Here is an 18439-nt window from a genome sequence, read left to right on the forward strand (position 1 = left end):
CGCGAACGGTTGACGTCCCGTTCAATACGGCCATGAGTACGACGGCCCGCACGGGAGCGTTCATGGCGATCGCGTCGATGGCGACGATCCAGACGGGACTGGCGCTGTCGCTCGGCTTGGTCGATCGTCTGGGGGTCGAGGGCGTGGCCTGGCTGCGGCTGGTGTGCGCGGGCGTCATCCTGCTGCTCGTCGTGCGACCGCGACCATCGGCGTTCACCAGGTCCACGTTCGTCACCAGCGTGTTGCTGGGCGTCGTGACCGCGGGAGTGACCATGCTCTTCATGGCGGCCGCGGCCCGGATCCCGCTCGGCACCGCGAGCGCCATCGAGTTCCTGGGCCCGCTCGGCGTGGCGGTGTGCCTCGGCCGTGGACGGCAGCGGCTCCTGTGGCCGGGACTGGCGGCCGTGGGCGTACTGCTGCTCACCCACCCCTGGGCCGGTGCCGTCGACGTCCTCGGCGTGGCGTTCGCCCTCGGCTCGGCCATGTGCTGGGCGCTCTACATCGTGCTGACCCAGCGGGTGGGTGACACCGTCGAGGGCATCACCCCGCTCGCGGTGTCGATGACGACCGCGGGGCTCGTGGCCACCCTCGTGGCCGGCCCCGCAGTGCTGCCCCGCATGACTCCCGACCTCCTGCTCATCGGAGTGGGTCTCGCGCTGATGCTGCCGGTCGTCCCGTTCACGCTCGAGCTACTGGCCCTGCGTCGACTGACGACGGCGGCCTTCGGCACGCTGATGGCACTCGAACCGGGATTCGCGATGCTGGTCGGATTCGTCGTGCTCGCGCAGTCGCCGGGCCCCGCCGGCCTCGTCGGCATCGGCCTCGTCGTCGCGGCCGGCATCGGTGCCGCCCGGTCGGGGGCGCGCACCGCGCCGCCCGTGCCCGCCGAGGTGGGCAGCTGACGTGCGCTCAGCGGGTCACACCGACGGCCGCTTGCGCCGGTAGAGGGTGCCCGCGGCGAGCAGGACGAGGCTGATGGCGAGGATCGCGGTGGCCAGCACGTTGATCTGTGGAGGTACGGCGGCCTTGACCGCGGCGTTGACGTAGAGCGGGTAGGTGACGGTGGATCCGCTGACGAAGTAGGTGATGATGAAGTCGTCGAGCGACAGCGCGAAGGACAGCATGGCCGCCGCGACGATGCCGGGCACGATCAGGGGCAGCGTGACCTTGAAGAACGTGCGGGTGGGGCTGGCGCCCAGGTCCATGGACGCGTCTTCGAGCGTCCAGTCGAAGCCGCGGACGCGGGCTCGGACCGTCATGGCGATGAAGCTGACCTCGAAGGCGATGTGGGCCAGCACGATCGTCGTGTAGCCCGACGCGACGTTGAGGTCGAGGAACATCGTCAGCAGGGAGGCGCCGAGCACGACCTCGGGTGCGGTGAGCGGCAGGATCAGGAAGGTGTCGATGGCACGGTCACCCCGAAAGCGTTGCCGCACCAGGGCGATGGCCACCAGGGTGCCCAGGACCACGGCCACCGCGGTGGAGACGGCGGCGACGTTGAGGCTGAGCTTGAGGGCGTCGGTCAGCGCGGGGTACTTGAACGGGTCCGCCCAGTTGTCGAGGGTGAAACCCTGCCAGGTGTAGTTGAACTTGCCTGCCGGCTTGTTGAACGAGAACAGGATGATCACGAAGATCGGCAGGAACAGGTAGAGCAGCACCAGGGCGGCCACCACGCGCAACAGGTTGTCGCCGAGGTTGAGTCGTTGCGACAGCGACCTCCTGGGGGCGGTGTCGCCCACGTCCTGGTTGGCTGCCGCGATGCGGTCTGCGATCGTCATGCGCGATCTCGCTTCGCTTCTCGCTGAATCGTCATACGAGGTCCTCGGTTCCCAACGCGCGGGTGTAGAGCAGCACGCCGACGAGGATCATCGCCATCAGCAGGAAGCTCAGCGCCGCGGCGACGGGATAGTCCTTGACGACGAGGAACTGCTTCTGGATGACGTTGCCGATCATGGTCGTCTGGGTGCTGCCGAGGTAGTCGGCGTTGATGAAGTCGCCGATGGCGGGGATGAACACCAGCAGGCTGCCGGCGAACACCCCGGGCAGGGACAGCGGCAGGATGACCTTGCCGAAGCTGCGGGGCGCGCTGGAGTACAGGTCGCGCGAGGCCTCCAGCAGACGCGGGTCGATCTTCTCCAGGCTGACGTACAGCGGCAGGATCATGAAGATGATCCAGTTGTAGATCAGACCGCCCACCACGGCGTAGCCGGTGGACAGCAGCCGGCCCTCGCTGGGCAGCAGGCCGACGTGGCCCAGGGCCTGGACCACCCAGCCCTCGTCGGCCAGGATCGTCTTCCACGCGATGGTGCGGATCAAGAACGTCACGAAGAACGGCAGGATCACCAGACCCAGGATGAGGTTCTTGTAGCGGCCCGCCTTGAACGCGATGACGTAGGCCAGGGGATACGCCAGCAGGATGCACACCACCGTGGCGACCGCGGCATAGCCGATCGAGCGCACGATCTGGTCGTCGTACTGCCGGAACGCCTCGACGAAGTTGGAGAACTTCCAGTCGAAGGTCAACGTCGGCAGGTACACCGACCCGCCCGAACTCGACAACGAGGTGCGCGCCAACGACACGAACGGCACCACGAAGAAGATGCCCAGGTAGACCAGGGCAGGCAGCACCATCAGATACGGTGCGATCCTGCTGCGCTGCCTACCACTGGTGGCCACTCCGGCCATCTACGCCACCCTTCGCCTCGACACCGGCACCCGCGACTCAGCCACCGGTCACGGCCGCGTACAGCGTGTTGAATTCCTGGGTCTGCTCATCGGTGAGCGCAGCCCACGACTTGAGCTTCTTCTCGATGTCGGCGGGCGGATTGATCAGCGGGTTCTTGGCCACGGCGGGGTCGACCTTGGTCAGGTCGTCGGTCATGTCCGACAGCACCGGGACGTACTGCACGTAGGCGACCAGCTTCGCGTAGTTCGCGCGGTCGTAGACGAAGTTGATCCACTCCTCGGCGCCCTTTTGATTCTGGGTGGTGTAGGGGATCACCATCGTGTCGATGAACCAGTCGCCGCCGGACTCCGGCACGACGAACTGCAGATCGGGGTTGTCGGCCTGCAGCTGCACGATGTCACCCGAATACGCCTGTGCCACTGCGATGTTGCCGGCGGCCAGGTCGTCGGCGTAGTCGTTGCCGGTGAAGCGGCGGATCTGCCCCTTCTCCTTCTGCTCCCGCACCAGGTCGACGGCCTTGGTGACGGTCTCGGTGGTGGGATCGGCAGGCGAATTGCCCTGCGATTGCATGATCATGCCCATCGCGTCCTGCACGTCGCTGAACAAGCTCACGCGTCCCTTGAACGCGGGATCCCACAGGTCGTCGATGCTGCGGATGTCGCGGCCCGTCGCCGCCCGGTTGTAGGCCAGCCCCACCATGCCGGTCATGTACGGCGCGGTGTACTTGCGGCCCGGGTCGACCTTGGAGTCCAACAGATCCTGACGCAGGTTCTTCTTGTTGGGCACACCCGCGTCGCTGATCTCGTTGAGCCACCCGAGACCCTTGATGCGGGCCGCCATGAACTCGGTGGGCACCACCAGGTCGGCGCCGATGTCCTGGCGCCGCTGCAGTGGTTCCTTGACCTTGGCGAACCACTGCTCGTTGTCGTTGTAGTCCTCTTTGTAGTCCGTGGTGATGCCGCTGGTCTTCTGGAACTCGGCGACGAAGCCGTCGGCCATGTACAGCGGCCAGTTGGAGATCCGCAGCAGCTTCTCGTTCTGCGCCGCCGCGGACGACGTGGCGGAGTCGGTGCCGCTGGAGCCGCACGCGGCCAGGAACGACGGGCCGAGGATCGCGGCGGCCGCGGCGGCCGCACCCCCGCCGATGAAGCGCCGGCGATTGGTGCGGGCGGAGGCGAAGCGGGACATCACGCGCGGGTCGACGTGCTCGGGTGCCATGGCTGCGGTGCCTTTCTCAAGGATCTCGGGGGGTGCGGGAAAGGGTAGGGGGCGACGACGGCCGGTCGGGGCCGGTTGGGCGAAGATCGTCAGTCGTCGAGTAGTTCTTCGAGGTCTTCGGTCGTCGGGATGTCCGCCGCCGGGAGGACCAGCGACGCCTCGGGGTCCCAGCCGACGTGGACCCGGTCACCGGGGCGCAGCGTGGGCAGCTTCTGCTCGGGGCCGACGTGGGCGACGATCTCCGAGTCGTCGGGCGCCACCACCGAGAGGCGCACGACCGGACCCTGGAACGTCAGGTCCTTGACGGTGGCCTCGACGGTGGCGACGTCGCCGCCCAACGGGTCCACCGAGACGCGGATGCGCTCGGGCCGGACCATCAGCGTGGCGTGACCGCCGGGTTCGATGGCGGTGTCACCCGGGCGGGCCCGCAGCGTCGTCCCCAACACGGCCATCTCGGCGACACCGCCGGTGACGCCGGTCTGCCGTCCCGGCCACAGGTTGGCCTGGCCGATGAAGTTGGCGACGAACACCGTTGCGGGCGCGTCGTAGATCTCGGTGGGGGAGCCGATCTGCTCGACGTTGCCGGCGTTCATGACCGCAATGCGGTCACTCATCGTCAGCGCCTCTTCCTGGTCGTGGGTCACGTAGATGAACGTGATGCCGACCTCGCGCTGGATGCGCTTGAGTTCGAACTGCATGGCGTGGCGCAGCTTGAGGTCCAGCGCGCCCAGCGGTTCGTCGAGCAGCAGGGCGCTGGGGTAGTTCACCAGGGCACGTGCCAGCGCGACGCGCTGCTGCTGGCCGCCGGAGAGCTGGCCGGGCTTGCGCTTGGCGAAGTCGGTCAGCCGGACGATGTCCAGGATCTCGTCGACGCGGCGCGTCACCTCCGCCTTGTCCTTCTTCATGCTGCGGGGGCCGTAGGCGACGTTGTCCCACACGGTCATGTGCGGAAACAGCGCGTAGTGCTGGAACACGGTGTTGACGTTGCGCTTGTGCGGCGGGACCTTCGAGACGTCGGCGCCCTCGAGTCGGATGGCGCCGCTGGTGGGGGTCTCGAAGCCCGCGATCATCCGCAGGGTCGTGGTCTTGCCGCAGCCCGAGGGGCCCAGCATCGAGAAGAACTCGCCTGCCGCGATCGAGAAGTTCGCGTCCGCAACGGCCACGTAGTCGTCGAATCGCTTGGTTACGTGGTCGATCTCGATGACGGGCCGCGCGGTTCCGCGGGCGGTCCCGCCCTCGTCCGTCGTATGGTCGACGGCGGTGGTGCCTGTGCCGGTCAGAACGGTCTCCCTCGTGCGTCGCTCCACAGGCCGACCCCGAGGGGCTCTGGCGCCTGCTCAGCCCGTGCGCTGTGGATTAAACCTTCACCCATCGGACGCACCTTCGCAACCGTTTCCGCAACGAATTTACATTTCCACAGTGGAATCCCTCCTTGCGAACGTTGCGCAGACACAGATTCCGCGCCGTGGCGGCGACCATCCGTGAGGTCGGCCCGGGGCGGCGACGTGTCCGGGGCGGTTTCCGCCGCGGCTCGTCTACGGTGGAGATCGCCCACCGACCAGCCAGGCCGCGACGCCGTCGCGGTGGACGAGGAGACCCGATGCGCCCCGCAACCATCGCCAAGACCGGCGCCGCCACGCTCGTGACCGCGGTGCTGGGCGGACTGGCGAGTCGGCCTGCCCAGTCGGCGTGGTACGCGAACCTGCGCAAGCCGCCGTTCCAGCCGCCCCGCCAGGCGTTCCCCATCGTGTGGCCGGTGCTCTACGCCGACATCGCCGCAGTGTCCGCGCAGACGCTGGACGCGCTCGACGAGCGGGATCAGCAGCACCAGCGCGACGAGTACGCGGCGGCCCTGACGCTGAACCTCGTCCTCAACGCGAGTTGGTCGTGGTTGTTCTTCAACCGACGCCTGCTCGGCACGTCGGCGATCACGTCGGCCGTGCTGACGGCGAGCAGCGCCGACCTGGTGCGCCGCGCCGTCCGCACCAACGGCGCCCCGGCGGCCGTGCTCGGCCTGTACCCGGCGTGGTGCGCGTTCGCGACGGCGCTGTCGTCGTCGATCTGGTGGCTGAACCGCCGCCGGTAGTCCCGGCCCTCGGTGCGGCTCGTCAGCGGACCGTCGCGAAGAAGGCGCGGACGTCGTCGACGAACGACTCGGGCTGTTCGAACGCCGCGAAGTGACCGCCGCGCGGCATGGTGGTCCACCGCGTGATGTTGTAGTGGTCCTCGCACCACGACCGCGGAATCGGGCCGATCTCCTTCGGGAACGACGCGACCCCGGTGGGTACTTCGACACGACCCGAGACGCCCTCGGCCGCCCTGTTCTCCCAGTACAGCCGGGCCGACGACGCGGCCGTACCGGTCACCCAGTACAGCGTGACGTCGTCGAGCATCTCGTCGCGGTGTAGCGCGTTCTCCGGATGGCCCTCGCAGTCGGTCCACGACCAGAACTTCTCGACGATCCACGCCAGCTGTGCCACCGGCGAGTCGACCAGGCCGTAGCCCAGCGTCTGGGGGCGGGTGGCCTGCTGCTTGAAGTACCCGTTGTCCTGCGTGCGGTAGTACCCGAGCCCGGCGAACGCGGCCTGGTCCTCGGCGGTCGGTGAGGTCTTGGCCGCCTCGGTGGGCGAGCCGATCGGGAAGTTCACGTGAATCGCGATGCAGTGCCCGACGTTCCTGCCGATCTGCGCGGTCACCGCCCCGCCCCAGTCCCCGCCCTGAGCCCCGTAACGGGTGTAGCCGAGCCGCACCATCAGCGTCTCCCAGGCCCGAGCGATGCGGGCGACGTTCCAGCCGGTCGCACCGGGTTTGCCGGAGAAGCCGTATCCGGGTAGCGAGGGACACACCACGTGGAACGCGTCCTCTGCGCGCCCGCCGTGGGCCGTCGGATCGGTCAGTGGATCGATGACCTTGGCGAACTCGACGATCGACCCCGGCCATCCGTGGGTGATCACCAGGGGGAGCGCGTCGGGGTGCGGTGACCTCTGGTGCACGAAGTGGATGGGTAGTCCGTCGATCTCGGTGAGGTACTGGTCGAAGCGGTTGAGCGCCCGCTCCCGCGCCCGCCAGTCGTATTCGGTGGCCCAGTAGTCGGCCAGCTCGCGCGCGTAGCTCAGCGGCATGCCCTGACTCCAGTCGAGGTCGGCCCCGGCGACGGTCTCCGGCTCGGGCCACCGCGTCCGCGCGATCCGCTGCCGCAGGTCGTCGAGGACGTCGTCGGGGACGTCGATGCGAAACGGGGTCACCTCGGGGCCTGCCATGGGTCTCATTGTGGACGCCGGGCGGTGGGTGCGTTCAGGCGGCCGCGATCAGCGCGGACAGTGCCGCCACGCACGTCACGGCCTGCAGCGGCAATCGCAGCAGGCTGCGCCGCGTCCAGCTGGTCGCCCGCGCTCGGTCGACGCGAGCCGGATCGGCCTCCTCGAACGCGGCGGCCTTGGGCATCAGGTCCACCAGCGTCCACACCCGCACCGCGACGTGGCTGGTCAGCGCCACCAGCAGCGCCGTGCGCACCGCCGGCTGCGACCAGGTGACCACCACCGAGGCGATCAGCGTCACCTCCACCGCCACGTGCAACGGCGTCCAGAAGCGGCGGCGGGAGACCCCGCCGTGCCGCGGCTGCACGATCGCGGGCCGATGAGGCCACACCGGATCGAGCACGACGGCTTCGTAGACGCTGCCTCCGATGGATGCGGCCACCAGCAGCACCAGCAGGGCCAGCAGGATCAGGGTCGCGGTCCACACGTCGTCGATTGTCCTCGATCGTGGCGGCCCGGGCCCAACTCGTCCGCACGGGAGGTGCCGGTCGACGGCACCAGGGGCACGTGTGTACATTCGTTCACTGAAGCGCGAGTTTCGGCACTCCCACACGGCCGGTCGGTCCGGACCGTAACTGGTGAAAGGACCACTCTCCATGTCGTTTTCGTTCGAGCCGTCCGATGACGTCATCCAGATCCGAGACTGGGTGCACGAATTCGCCAGGGACGTGATCCGTCCCGCCGCGGAGGAATGGGACGAGCGCGAGGAGACCCCGTGGCCCATCATCGCCGAGGCCGCCAAGGCCGGCATCTACTCCGTGGAGTTCTTCGCGGAGCAGAGCGCCGAACCCAGCGGGCTCGGCATGCTCACGGTGTTCGAGGAGATGTTCTGGGGGGACGCGGGCATCGCACTGTCGATCCTCGGAACCGGACTGGCCGCAGCGTCGCTGGCGGGTAGCGGCACGCCGGAACAGCTGGGGGAGTGGCTGCCCCAGATGTTCGGTACCGCCGACGATCCCAAGCTCGCGTCGTTCTGCTCGTCGGAACCCGGCGCGGGCTCCGACGTCGCTGCCATCATCACCCGGGCCAGGTACGACGAGGCGAGCGACGAGTGGGTGCTCAACGGCACCAAGACCTGGGCCACCAACGGCGGCATCGCGAACGTCCACGTCGTCGTCGCCTCGGTCGAGCCCGAGCTGGGTTCGCGCGGACAAGCGACGTTCATCATTCCGCCTGGCACGAAGGGCTTCTCGCAGGGCCAGAAGTTCCGCAAGCACGGCATCCGCGCGTCGCACACCGCCGAGGTCGTGCTCGACGACGTGCGGTTGCCCGGCAATCTGATCATCGGCGGCAAGGACAAGTTCGACGAGCGGATCGCGCGGGCGCGGGAGGGCAAGCGCTCGGCGAGCCAGGCAGCGATGAAGACGTTCGAACGCACCCGGCCCAGCGTCGGCGCCATGGCACTGGGCGTGGCGCGGGCGGCGTACGAGTACGCGCTCGACTACGCCCAGCAGCGCGAGCAGTTCGGACGCAAGATCGGTGACTTCCAGGCCATCGCCTTCAAGCTCGCCGACATGAAGACCCGCATCGACTCCGCTCGCATGCTGGTGTGGCGCGCCGGGTGGATGGCGCGCAACGACAAGCCGTTCGTCAACGCCGAGGGGTCGATGGCCAAGCTCGCTGCGAGCGAGACCGCGGTGTACGTCACCGACGAGGCCATCCAGATCCTCGGCGGCAACGGCTACACCCGCGACTACCCCGTGGAGCGCATGCACCGCGATGCCAAGATCTTCACGATCTTCGAGGGCACCAGCGAGATTCAGCGGCTCGTCATGGCCCGCGCCATCACCGGTCTGCCGTTGAAGTGACGGTGTCGAAGGGCACGGTCTCGTGCCGGTGGGACCGGTGCGCGGCGAGCAGCCAGTAGACCGCCATCGCCACCAGGAACGCCACCACCCAGTTGAAGTCGTAGAGCGGTCGGAGCAACGGCACCACGCCGTCCACGGGGAACGGTCCGGTCTTCTGTCCGTCCTCGCCCACCGACGAGTACGCCCCACCCACGGCGACGAATGCGCCCACCGCAGTGGCGATCACCGCGCGCACGTTCCATCCGCGGGTGAAGTGGTAGTGCCCGCCGTGGACGAACAGGTCGGGTACCCGCAGCTCGGTCTTGCGCACCAGCCAGTAGTCGGCCACCAGCACGCCGCCAACGGCGCCCATCATGCCTCCGTAGAAGCCCAGCCAGACGAAGACGTACGCCTCCGGGCTGGAGAGCAGCTTCCACGGCAGCACCAGCGTTCCGAGCAGCACCGAGATGAGGACGCCCCGGCGGAACGTGATCAGCTTGGGAAGCGCGTTGGCGAAGTCCAGCGCGGGGCTGACGAGGTTGGCCGCCATGTTGGTCTGCACGCTCGACACCACGATCGCCAGTGCCCCGATGATGACCGCGATGCTGCTCCCGAAGTGCGAGACCAGTTCGTCGGGGTTCCACAGGTCGCTCGGCGCCACTCCGTAGTGCTGTGCGGCAAGCGATGTCGCCACGATCGCCATGAGGGATACGACGAGCATGGTCGACGGCAGGCCCCACGCCTGCCCGCGGCGCTGCGCCTGCTGGTTCTCGGCGAAGCGGGTGAAGTCGGGCATGTTGAGCGACAGCGTCGACCAGAACGCGATGTTGGCCATCAGGCTGATCGGGAACACCGAGATCCAGAACGCCGAACCCCAGCCGAGGCGTGAGGGCTGTGAGACGACGGGGCCCAGATCGCCGCCGGTCTTGACCAGCAGGACCACGATGAGCACGGCGACGGCGCCCACGACGATGGGCGCCGCGATGGCCTGGAATCGGCGCAGCGACTCGAATCCCTTGTAGATGATCGCCACCTGGGCGGCCAGGCAGACGAAGTAGCAGCACAGCGTCGTCAACGGGACGGTGCCGACGATGCCGAGGTCGAGCGCGGGCGCGTTCGACCACGACGGGCCGATCGCCGCCCCCAGTGCCAGGTTGAGGCCCAGCCCACCGAACCACGTCTGGATGCCGAACCAGCCGCATGCGACCAGGCCGCGCATGACCGCGGGAAGGTTCGCGCCGCGCACCCCGTAGGCCGCTCGCGCGAACACCGGGAAGCTGATGCCGTGCTTGGCACCCACGTGACTGTTCAGCAGCATGGGCACCAGCACGATCAGGTTGGCGAGCACGATCGTGAACAGCGCCTGGAACCAGTTCATCCCCAACGCGATCAGGGACGCGGCCAGCGTCCACGTCGCCGGGTTCATGCTCATCGCGACCCAGAGGGTCAGGTAGACGCGCACCTTCCAGGTGCGCATCGACGGGTGGATGGGACGCAAGTCCTCGTTGTAGAGCGTCGGTTCCAGGGGGTGGCCGTGATCGTCGAGTGCGGGCTGGGCCCCGCGTGCCGTGGTGCCCATCGTGTCGTCGGTCATCCGTCGGTCCCGGTGCTAGTGGGCGGGGATGGCCGAGTAGGACTCGGGGCGGCGGTCCCGATAGAACTGCCAGTCGTTGCGCGCGGCGCGCACCAGCCCGAGGTCGAGGTCGCGGATCACGATCTCCTCACCGTCCTGCGACGCGACGTCGCCGACGAAGTTGCCGCGAGGATCCACGAAGTAGGAGCTGCCGTAGAACGTGACGGCGTCGTCGCCGAATTCCTCGCTCTCGGTGCCGATGCGGTTGTTCGCACCGACGAAGTACTGATTGTTGGCCGCGGCCGCGGGCTGCTCGAGTTCCCAGAGTCGATTGGACAGGCCGGGCTTGGTGGCCGAGGGGTTGAACACGATCTCGGCGCCGCCCAGACCGAACTCGCGCCATCCCTCCGGGAAGTGCCGGTCGTAGCAGATGTAGACGCCGACCTTGCCCACGGCGGTGTCGAACACCGGGTAGCCCAGATTGCCGGGCTTGAAGTAGAACTTCTCCCAGAACCGGTCGACGTTGGGGATGTGGTTCTTGCGGTACTTGCCGAGGTACCGGCCGTCGGCGTCGATCACTGCCGCGGTGTTGTAGTAGACCCCGGGCTGCTCTTCCTCGTACACCGGAAGGATCAGCACGACGCCGAGTTCTGCTGCCAGCGTGGCGAATCGCTCGGTGAGCGGCCCGGGCACCGACTGGGCGTACTCGTAGTACTTCGCGTCGGGACGGATGCCGAAGTACGGCCCGTGGAACAGTTCTTGGAAACACACGATCCGTGCACCGTCGGCGGCGGCCCGGCGGGTGAGCTCTTCGTGCTTGGCGACCATCGACTCCTCGTCTCCGGTCCACGCAACCTGCGTGATGGCCGCTCGGACGACGGTGTCGGGGGTGGTGCGGGTCATGGTCGATCCCTTTCTGGGTGTGGTTCCTGGCTTCTGGGGCGGTGATCAGGCGAGGATCACGGCGCCCGCGCGGTTGATCGCGGGGATGACGGACTTGCCGTACTCGGCGAGGGTGTGGTCCTGACCGTCGTGCTGCAGATAGAGCGCGAACTGGTCGACGCCGACCTTCCGGAGCTCCTCGAGCTTGGCCACGTGATCGTCGACGCGACCCAGAATGCAGAAGCGGTCCACGATCTCGTCGGGCACGAAGTCGGTGTGCGAGTTGCCGGCTCGGCCGTGCCCGTTGTAGTCGTAGCCGTGACGGCCCGAGATGTAGTCGGTGAGTGCGCGGGGAACGGCGCCGCTGCTGCCGTACTTGGCGACGATGTCGGCGACGTGGTTGCCCACCATGCCGCCGAACCACCGACACTGGTTGCGCTGGTGTTCGAGATCGTCGCCGACGTAGGCGGGTGCGCCGACGATGACCTTGACGTCGTCGGGATCTCGACCGGCGTCCGCGGCGGCGTTCTTGACGCGCTCGATCATCCACTTGGTGATGTCGACGTCGGCGAGCTGCAGCAGGAAGCCGTCGGCGACCTGACCACACAGCTCCAGCGCCTTGGGCCCGTAGGCGCCCACGTAGACGTCGAGTCGCGACTTGGTGGCCCACGGGATGCACACCGTGGAGCCGTTGACGTCCGTCGGTCTGCCGTTGGCGAGGTCGGAGATCACCCTGACCGCCGAGCGCAGGGCCGCCAGCGTGGCCGGCCGGCCGGACAGGGTGCGCACGGCGCTGTCACCGCGGCCGATGGAACACACCGTGCGGTTGCCGAACATGGAGTTCAGGGTCGCGTAGGTCGATGCCGTGACGGTCGCGTCCCGGCCGACCGGATTGGTGACCATGGGGCCCACCATGACTCGCCGCGTCGCGGCCAGGATCTGGCTGTGGATGACGTAGGGCTCCTGCCACAGCAGGTGCGAGTCGAACGTCCACACGTAGTCGAATCCACGGTTCTCCGCGGCCACTGCCAGCTCGACCACCCGTGATGCGGGCGGATCGGGTTGCAGCACGATCCCGAAATCCATTGCTTGCCTTCCTCGTACGGTTCGTGACTCGGCTGGGTGCTAGACCAGGTACTGGCTGAGTTCGCGCTTGACGTAGCGGCCGTGGCCGGCGCGCCCGTAATAGCTGCCGCCGTCGACGATCACCCGCCCCCGCGACATCACGGTGTCGACGTGTCCGTCGACCTCGAAGCCCTCCCACGCCGAGTGGTCCAGGTTCATGTGGTGGGTCTTGGCGCTGATGTGCGTCGTACCCTTCGGGTCGTAGATCACGACGTCGGCGTCGGCGCCGGGCTGGATCACGCCCTTCCTGCCGTACATGCCGAACATCCGCGCCGGCGTCGTCGAACAGATCTCGACCCAGCGCGGCAGGGAGATCTCACCCAGCACGACGCCCTGGTAGAGCAGGTCCATCCGATGCTCCACCGAGCCGATGCCGTTGGGGATCTTGGAGAAGTCGTCGATCCCGAGTTCCTTCTGGCCCTTCATGCAGAACGGGCAGTGATCGGTGGAGACCACCTGCAGGTCGTTGGTCCGCAGTCCCTGCCACATGTGCTGCTGGTGTCCTTCGGCGCGTGACCGCAGCGGGGTCGAGCAGACGTACTTGGCGCCCTCGAAGCCGGGTGCGCCGAGATGCTCCTCGAGCGACAGGTACAGGTACTGCGGACAGGTTTCGGCGAATACGTTGCGGCCGTTGTCCCGAGCCTCGGCGATGTGCTCGACGGCCTGCTTGGCGCTGACGTGCACGATGTAGAGCGGGGCGCCGGTGATGTCGGCCAGCATGATGGCCCGATGGGTGGCCTCGGCCTCGGCTTGCCAGGGGCGGGTCAACCCGTGGTGGTAGGGGGAGGTGTCGCCGCGGGCGATGGCCTGTTGCACCAGCACGTCGATGACGCTGCCGTTCTCGGCGTGCATCATGATCAGCGCACCGTTCTCGCTGGCGCGCTGCATCCCCCGCAGGATCTGGCCGTCGTCGGACAGGAAGACGCCCTTGTAGGCCATGAAGAACTTGAAGCTGGTGACGCCTTCGCGCACCAACTCGTCCATGGCCGCCAGCGAGGAATCGTCGACGTCGCTGAGGATTTGGTGAAAGCCGTAGTCGATGGCGCAGTTGCCGCCGGCCTTGCCGTGCCACAGCTCGTACTGGGTCAGCGGGTTCTCACCGGACTTCTGGACGGCGAAGTCGATGATGGTCGTCGTGCCGCCCCAGGCCGCCGCGCGCGTCCCGGTCTCGAACGTGTCCGAGGCGTTGGTGCCGCCGAACGGCATCTCCATGTGGGTATGCGCATCGACACCGCCGGGGATCACGTACTTGCCGGTGGCGTCGATGGTGTGGTCGGCGGTGATGCCGCCGAGCCGAGGATCGAGCAGGGCGACGATGCGCTCGCCGTCGACGAGGACGTCGGCGACGCAGGTTCCGGTGGCGTTGACGATGGTGCCGCCGCTGATCAGTGTCGTGGTCATGGGGGTGTCGTTCACTTCCGTCGTTGGTGCCGAGATGGCGATCGACCCGTGCGTCGGCGGCCGGCCGGACGAGGCGAGGAGTCCGGCGCTGTGGCCCCGATCACAACAATCTAGGTGACGAAAACTCACCGTCCTAGGACGTCTCGCACCGGAATCCCGGCCGAATCGTGTGCAGGTGCACACGGCGTGGTGTGCCGAAGCCACCCCATCCGGCCCTCCGACCGCTACGGTTGGACCTCGTGGCGATCGCATCGGGGGCGGCCGAGGGGTCGCATCGACGCTGGATGCAGCTGATCGAGAAGGTGACCGAGCAGCGCGAACGACTCGTCGACGCGTTCATGGCGCAGATCGAGGACGGCCGGCTCTACTACGAATCACGGGTGGAGAACGCCGACCTGCGCGACGGAGCCCGCACGGCCTTCACGATGCTGCTGCGGCAGTTGCATGGAGCGCCCATCACCGAGGACGACCGGCGCATCACCCGTACGCTCGGCGTGCGCCGCGCACGCCAGGGTGTCGAGTCCGAAAAGCTCACCGCCGCAATCCATCGCGACTTCTCGGTGCTGTGGGCGGCGTTGCTGGAGCTGTCCGACGACGCCGACGCCGCCGTGCTGGCCTCCCACGCCGAGGACGTGTGGCGCGTGGTCGACGGTTTCGCGGGCCGGGTTCATGCCGCGTACTTCGACGAGGTCGTCGCGATCGCGCAGGAACGCTCACTGAGCGTCCAGTCACTGCTGACGCAGCTGGTCAACGACGAATACCCGTCCGTCACGTTCATCGCCAGGGCCGGGCAGGCCCTGGGCATCCGCGAGGTCGACGGCATCTGGGTGGCCGCGGCGTTGGCCGCCGAGGGAAATCCCCTGCAGCAGTTCGCCGAACGGCTACGTCGGCGTGGACGGCTGGCCTACACCTACACCATGCGGGAGTGCATCGTGGCGGTGTGGTCGGCCGGTGAGGTGGGGCGGGACCTGGTGGGCGTCCTGGAGGGGTGCCGATCGAGCCTCGACTACGGTGACCTGCTGTCGGTGCGCTGTGGCGTCGCGCCGCTCTACCTGGGCCTGTCTCAGCTGCGCTTCGCCACCGAAGTCGCCTGTGAGATCGCGCTTTCCATGCATCCCGAGCACGACGGGCCCGCAACCATCGCCGACGTGTGGCATCTGACCGCCGGAGCCGCGCTGCAGGCGCGCCTGCCCGCGCTCGAGGAGTCGATCCGCGGACCGCTGCGGGCATGTCGGCCCGCCGAGTTGGCCGCGCTGATGGAGACCATCCGGGTGTTCGCGGACACCGGCGACGCCAGCGCCACCGCCGCCGCCCTGTTCTGTCATCGCAACACGGTGATGAAGCGCATCCGCAGGCTCAAGGAACTGACGGGTCTGGACATGACCGTGCCCAAGGACTCTGCGCGCGTCCTGGTGGTGCTGGCCTCGGAGTTGGCGGCCATCAACCCGGCGTCGCCAGGTCCGGCTTCGACTCCTGGCTAGCGGCAACCGCACTCGCGCAGAGCCACCGCAACGGCGTCGAGCGCCGGCTTCGCCACCTCCGAGGGCGTGCCGTTCGACATCAGCGTGAAGACCAGGACGCGACCGTCGACGTCGGTGACCATGCCGGCCAACGCGTTGACGCCGTCGAGGGTGCCGGTCTTGCCCCGCACCCATCCGGCGCCCGGCGACGGGCTGACGAACCGGTCCCACAGCGTGCCCGATCCGCCGCCGACGGCCAGGTCGTCGACCATCGGCCGCAGCTTCTCGGCGTGCGTGCCGTCACCGGTGACGGCGAGCAGTACCTCGTCGATCAGGCGGGCCGGCAGCCGATCGTCCGTCGACAGACCGCTGACGTCGGACAGGCGCACGCCCGCGGTGTCGAAACCGGCCTCGGCCAGGGTGTCGGTGACCGCGGCGACCGCGCCGCCGAACGTCTCGGGTTCGTCTCGCGCTGCGGCGATCTCCAGGCCGATGGTCTCGGCGGTCACGTCGTCGGAGACCACCATCATGTAGTGCAGCCGGGTGCTCAGCGGCGCCGAGTGCACCGTCGCCAACGCATCGGCACCGGGGGGAGCGGTCCCGATGGTGACGGTGGCCGGGTCGACGCCGAGTCGCTGCGCCAGGGTGCGCCCGGCGTCGAGCGCCGGGGTGGCGCTGCGGGGGGAGTAGTCCTGGGTGGGATTCAGTCGGCCGCCGTCGAGCATGACCGCCTCGATCGGCGCGATGCTGCCCCCGGGGATGTCCACCGGGTTCCAGCCCGAGGCCAAGGTGGGTCCGGGGAAGCGGGAGGCGTCCACGACCACGCTGGTGACGCTGCGGCCCGATGCGCGCACCTGGTCGACCAGGTCGTCGAGCCGTGCGGCGCCCGGGTAGTAGCCCTGGCTGCCGGGCGGCTGCGCGGTGATGGTGGCGTCACCGCCACCGACCAGCACCACCTGCCCGGGCGTCGCGCCCGCGACGACGGTGGTGCTGAGTCGCTGGTCCATCGGCAGGGTGAGCAGGGCGGCGGCAGCCGTGAGCACCTTGGCGACCGAACCCGGCGCCTGCGCGACGTCCGGGTCACGCGACCACAGCGACGTCCCCGTCAGCGCGTCGGCGACGCGGCCGGTCAGGGTGCCCAGATCGGGGTTGTTCAGGACCGGCGCGAGTGCGGAGGCCAGCCCGGCGGGCGTCGGTCGTGGCGCGTCGGACGGCACCGGTGCCAGCGGGTCGGCGACCACCGCGGCGGGTTGGGCAGCAGCGGCCGCGGCCGGTTCGGCGCGCCCGAACAGGTCGCCCCGGGAGGCCGCCACCGTCACCAGGGCGGCCACGACCGCGGCTACCACGACGACGGCCGCCACGGCCGCGAGCACACCGGAACGCCGCGAAGTCACGCCCGATTGTCGCGTATGACCGATCGGTCGCCGGCGTGTGGTCGGATTCGTCGGGCCCGCGCCGGGGTCAGCCCCACTCGTGGTTCATCGCACGGGAGTCCAGGGTGGCCGACGCGGACGTCTCGACGCGTCGCGGCGCGCCCGAGATCACGATCAAGATGAGGGCCAGGCCCGCCGTGACGGCGCCGCCGACGAAGATCGTGATGAACGCGGCCTCGTGCGGTTGTCCCGACGGGCCCGTCGCGTGGCCGAGCAACACGGCCACCAAGGCAGCGGCCACCGAGCTGCCCAGGGTTCTGGCGATCGCGTTGACACTGGTCGCGACGCCCGTCTCGGGTCCGCTGACCTCACTGACCACCAGCGCCGGCAGGGCGCCGTAGGCCAGGCTGATGTAGGCGTTGGTGATGACGCCCGCGGTGATCACCTGCCACGGCTGGTCATGGGCCACGGCGAGCCACGCGAAGCCGGCCACACCTGCCAGTGCTCCCACCCCCAGCACCGTCCGCGCCCCGAAGCGGTCGATGAACCTGCCGCTCAGCGTCGCGGTGACGAAGCCGGCGAGCGCGCCGGGCAGGAGGAACACCAGGCTGGCGCGCAGCACGGTCGCCCCGAAGCCGTAGCCGGCGACCTCGCGATCGGCCTGGACGAACTGCGTGAGGCCCAGGAACCCGAAGTAGAGGCCCATGCCGACGAACACCGTCGCGACGTTGGTGAGCAGGACCGCCCGACGGGTCAGCATCGTGGTCGAGACCAGTGGGTGGTCCTGACGGCGCTCCCAGAACCACCACGCCACGAGCACCACCACCGTCGTCACCGCCGCGGCGATGGTGATGGGGCTGGTCCACCCCCACGCATTGCCCTGCGTGATCACCAGCAGCAAGGCCGACAGGCCGATCGCCAGGCCGCCGGCGCCCAGCCAGTCGATGGTGCCGTCGCCGGACCGGCCGCGTGACGGCACGATCACCAGGGCCACCCCGATGACGACGGCGGTGAACCCGGTCGTCAGCCAGAACACCCGGTGATATCCCGCGCCCGGATCGCTCATCAGCAGCCCGGTGACCACCAGTCCGGCCCCGCCGCCGAAGCCCAGCGCCCCCGACAGCACCGCCAGTGCGCCGACGACCCGGCCCTCCGGTAGCTCGTCGCGCAGGATCGCGACGCAGATGGGGTACAGCGCGTAGGACACGCCCTGGAGCACGCGCGCCAGAATCAGCAGGGGCAGCGACGTGGTGAGTGCGGCGAGGACGGAACCGGCGAGCACCACCAGCAGCACCCCGAGCAGCACGTGCTTCTTGTCCAACACGTCGGCGAGCCTGCCGATCAGCGGCGTCGCGGCCGCCGCGGCGAGCAGGTTCGCGGTGACGGCCCAGCTGACGGCCAGCAGCGATGCGTCGAGTTGGTGGGCGACGATGCCCAGGATGGGCACGACGGCGGTCTGCAGGACGGCGACCGTCAGTGCGACCAGGCTCAGGCCTGCGATCAGCGGGCCGGACCTCGGGTGCTGCAAGCCGATGTCGGCCACGATCTCGACGTCCTTCCGTTGAACCGTTCGCCACGCTAACCATGTCGAGCCGCAACCGTCGAATCGCGCGCCGC

General features: G+C 68.7%; 16 protein-coding genes. 4 read left to right on the plus strand and 12 right to left on the minus strand.

Features of this window, described 5'->3' with window-relative positions:
• The first annotated feature begins 32 nt into the window (after positions 1 to 32).
• Positions 33 to 902 (plus strand): EamA family transporter, encoded by an 870-nt coding sequence (locus tag AC30CM_RS08885; RefSeq protein WP_490116483.1) that lies wholly within the window; start codon positions 33 to 35, stop codon positions 900 to 902.
• Positions 903 to 917: 15 nt separating this feature from the next.
• On the opposite strand, the gene AC30CM_RS08890 is transcribed toward AC30CM_RS08885, so the two are convergent.
• From AC30CM_RS08890 to AC30CM_RS08905, 4 genes are all read right to left on the minus strand, one after another.
• On the minus strand, positions 918 to 1778 hold the full coding sequence (locus AC30CM_RS08890) for an ABC transporter permease (protein WP_490116484.1): 861 nt from the start codon (positions 1776 to 1778) through the stop codon (positions 918 to 920).
• Positions 1779 to 1809: 31 nt separating this feature from the next.
• Positions 1810 to 2685 (minus strand): ABC transporter permease, encoded by an 876-nt coding sequence (locus tag AC30CM_RS08895; protein ID WP_490116485.1) that lies wholly within the window; start codon positions 2683 to 2685, stop codon positions 1810 to 1812.
• Between the two features lie 37 nt (positions 2686 to 2722).
• Positions 2723 to 3904 (minus strand): polyamine ABC transporter substrate-binding protein, encoded by a 1182-nt coding sequence (locus AC30CM_RS08900; RefSeq protein WP_490116486.1) that lies wholly within the window; start codon positions 3902 to 3904, stop codon positions 2723 to 2725.
• Between the two features lie 89 nt (positions 3905 to 3993).
• Positions 3994 to 5067, minus strand: coding sequence for an ABC transporter ATP-binding protein (locus AC30CM_RS08905; protein ID WP_490116487.1), 1074 nt, complete (start codon positions 5065 to 5067; stop codon positions 3994 to 3996).
• Between the two features lie 437 nt (positions 5068 to 5504).
• Here AC30CM_RS08905 and AC30CM_RS08910 point away from each other — a divergent pair, with 437 nt between their 5' ends.
• Positions 5505 to 5990 (plus strand): TspO/MBR family protein, encoded by a 486-nt coding sequence (locus AC30CM_RS08910; RefSeq protein WP_490116488.1) that lies wholly within the window; start codon positions 5505 to 5507, stop codon positions 5988 to 5990.
• Positions 5991 to 6012: 22 nt separating this feature from the next.
• Here AC30CM_RS08910 and AC30CM_RS08915 read toward each other — a convergent pair whose 3' ends face one another.
• Positions 6013 to 7149, minus strand: a complete 1137-nt coding sequence (locus AC30CM_RS08915) for an epoxide hydrolase family protein (protein WP_490116509.1) — start codon at positions 7147 to 7149, stop codon at positions 6013 to 6015.
• Positions 7150 to 7198: 49 nt separating this feature from the next.
• Positions 7199 to 7648 (minus strand): hypothetical protein, encoded by a 450-nt coding sequence (locus AC30CM_RS08920; RefSeq protein WP_490116489.1) that lies wholly within the window; start codon positions 7646 to 7648, stop codon positions 7199 to 7201.
• 169 nt (positions 7649 to 7817) lie between these two features.
• Between AC30CM_RS08920 and AC30CM_RS08925 the strand changes: the two genes are divergently transcribed.
• Positions 7818 to 9029: an acyl-CoA dehydrogenase family protein gene (locus AC30CM_RS08925; protein ID WP_490116490.1), complete on the plus strand. Its 1212-nt coding sequence runs from the start codon at positions 7818 to 7820 to the stop codon at positions 9027 to 9029.
• On the opposite strand, the gene AC30CM_RS08930 is transcribed toward AC30CM_RS08925, so the two are convergent.
• The 4 genes from AC30CM_RS08930 to hydA are packed head-to-tail and all read right to left on the minus strand — an operon-like array spanning position 9007 to position 13989.
• Positions 9007 to 10602 carry an NCS1 family nucleobase:cation symporter-1 gene (locus AC30CM_RS08930; RefSeq protein ID WP_490116491.1) on the minus strand — a complete coding sequence of 532 codons (1596 nt, stop codon included), beginning with the start codon at positions 10600 to 10602 and terminating at the stop codon, positions 9007 to 9009. The genes AC30CM_RS08925 and AC30CM_RS08930 overlap by 23 nt on opposite strands.
• A 15-nt stretch (positions 10603 to 10617) precedes the next feature.
• Entirely contained in the window at positions 10618 to 11484 is an 867-nt protein-coding gene (locus AC30CM_RS08935; protein WP_490116492.1) for a nitrilase-related carbon-nitrogen hydrolase, read from the minus strand.
• A 45-nt stretch (positions 11485 to 11529) separates the two neighbouring features.
• Positions 11530 to 12549: a TIGR03842 family LLM class F420-dependent oxidoreductase gene (locus tag AC30CM_RS08940; protein ID WP_490116493.1), complete on the minus strand. Its 1020-nt coding sequence runs from the start codon at positions 12547 to 12549 to the stop codon at positions 11530 to 11532.
• A gap of 39 nt (positions 12550 to 12588) precedes the next feature.
• Positions 12589 to 13989, minus strand: coding sequence for a dihydropyrimidinase (gene hydA / locus AC30CM_RS08945; protein ID WP_490116494.1), 1401 nt, complete (start codon positions 13987 to 13989; stop codon positions 12589 to 12591).
• Positions 13990 to 14228: 239 nt separating this feature from the next.
• Between hydA and AC30CM_RS08950 the strand changes: the two genes are divergently transcribed.
• A complete protein-coding gene (locus tag AC30CM_RS08950) occupies positions 14229 to 15470 on the plus strand; it encodes a PucR family transcriptional regulator (protein WP_490116495.1) in 1242 nt (413 codons plus the stop codon).
• On the opposite strand, the gene dacB is transcribed toward AC30CM_RS08950, so the two are convergent.
• Positions 15467 to 16843, minus strand: coding sequence for a D-alanyl-D-alanine carboxypeptidase/D-alanyl-D-alanine endopeptidase (dacB, locus tag AC30CM_RS08955; RefSeq protein WP_490116496.1), 1377 nt, complete (start codon positions 16841 to 16843; stop codon positions 15467 to 15469). The two genes, AC30CM_RS08950 and dacB, sit on opposite strands and share 4 nt — an antisense overlap.
• Positions 16844 to 16910: 67 nt before the next feature.
• Positions 16911 to 18365 (minus strand): MFS transporter, encoded by a 1455-nt coding sequence (locus AC30CM_RS08960; RefSeq protein ID WP_490116497.1) that lies wholly within the window; start codon positions 18363 to 18365, stop codon positions 16911 to 16913.
• Positions 18366 to 18439: the final 74 nt, after the last annotated feature.

It is taken from the genome of Mycobacterium sp. DHQP2018-32-09 (genome assembly GCF_058148405.1).

What these genes read in the sequence shown, in the direction of transcription:
- AC30CM_RS08885 (WP_490116483.1), top strand. Translation starts at nt 33, where the DNA reads ATGAGTACGACGGCCCGCACGGGAGCGTTCATGGCGATCGCGTCGATG.
- AC30CM_RS08890 (WP_490116484.1), bottom strand. Translation starts at nt 1,778, where the DNA reads ATGACGATCGCAGACCGCATCGCGGCAGCCAACCAGGACGTGGGCGAC.
- AC30CM_RS08895 (WP_490116485.1), bottom strand. Translation starts at nt 2,685, where the DNA reads ATGGCCGGAGTGGCCACCAGTGGTAGGCAGCGCAGCAGGATCGCACCG.
- AC30CM_RS08900 (WP_490116486.1), bottom strand. Translation starts at nt 3,904, where the DNA reads ATGGCACCCGAGCACGTCGACCCGCGCGTGATGTCCCGCTTCGCCTCC.
- AC30CM_RS08910 (WP_490116488.1), top strand. Translation starts at nt 5,505, where the DNA reads ATGCGCCCCGCAACCATCGCCAAGACCGGCGCCGCCACGCTCGTGACC.
- AC30CM_RS08925 (WP_490116490.1), top strand. Translation starts at nt 7,818, where the DNA reads ATGTCGTTTTCGTTCGAGCCGTCCGATGACGTCATCCAGATCCGAGAC.
- AC30CM_RS08930 (WP_490116491.1), bottom strand. Translation starts at nt 10,602, where the DNA reads ATGACCGACGACACGATGGGCACCACGGCACGCGGGGCCCAGCCCGCA.
- AC30CM_RS08935 (WP_490116492.1), bottom strand. Translation starts at nt 11,484, where the DNA reads ATGACCCGCACCACCCCCGACACCGTCGTCCGAGCGGCCATCACGCAG.
- AC30CM_RS08940 (WP_490116493.1), bottom strand. Translation starts at nt 12,549, where the DNA reads ATGGATTTCGGGATCGTGCTGCAACCCGATCCGCCCGCATCACGGGTG.
- hydA (WP_490116494.1), bottom strand. Translation starts at nt 13,989, where the DNA reads ATGACCACGACACTGATCAGCGGCGGCACCATCGTCAACGCCACCGGA.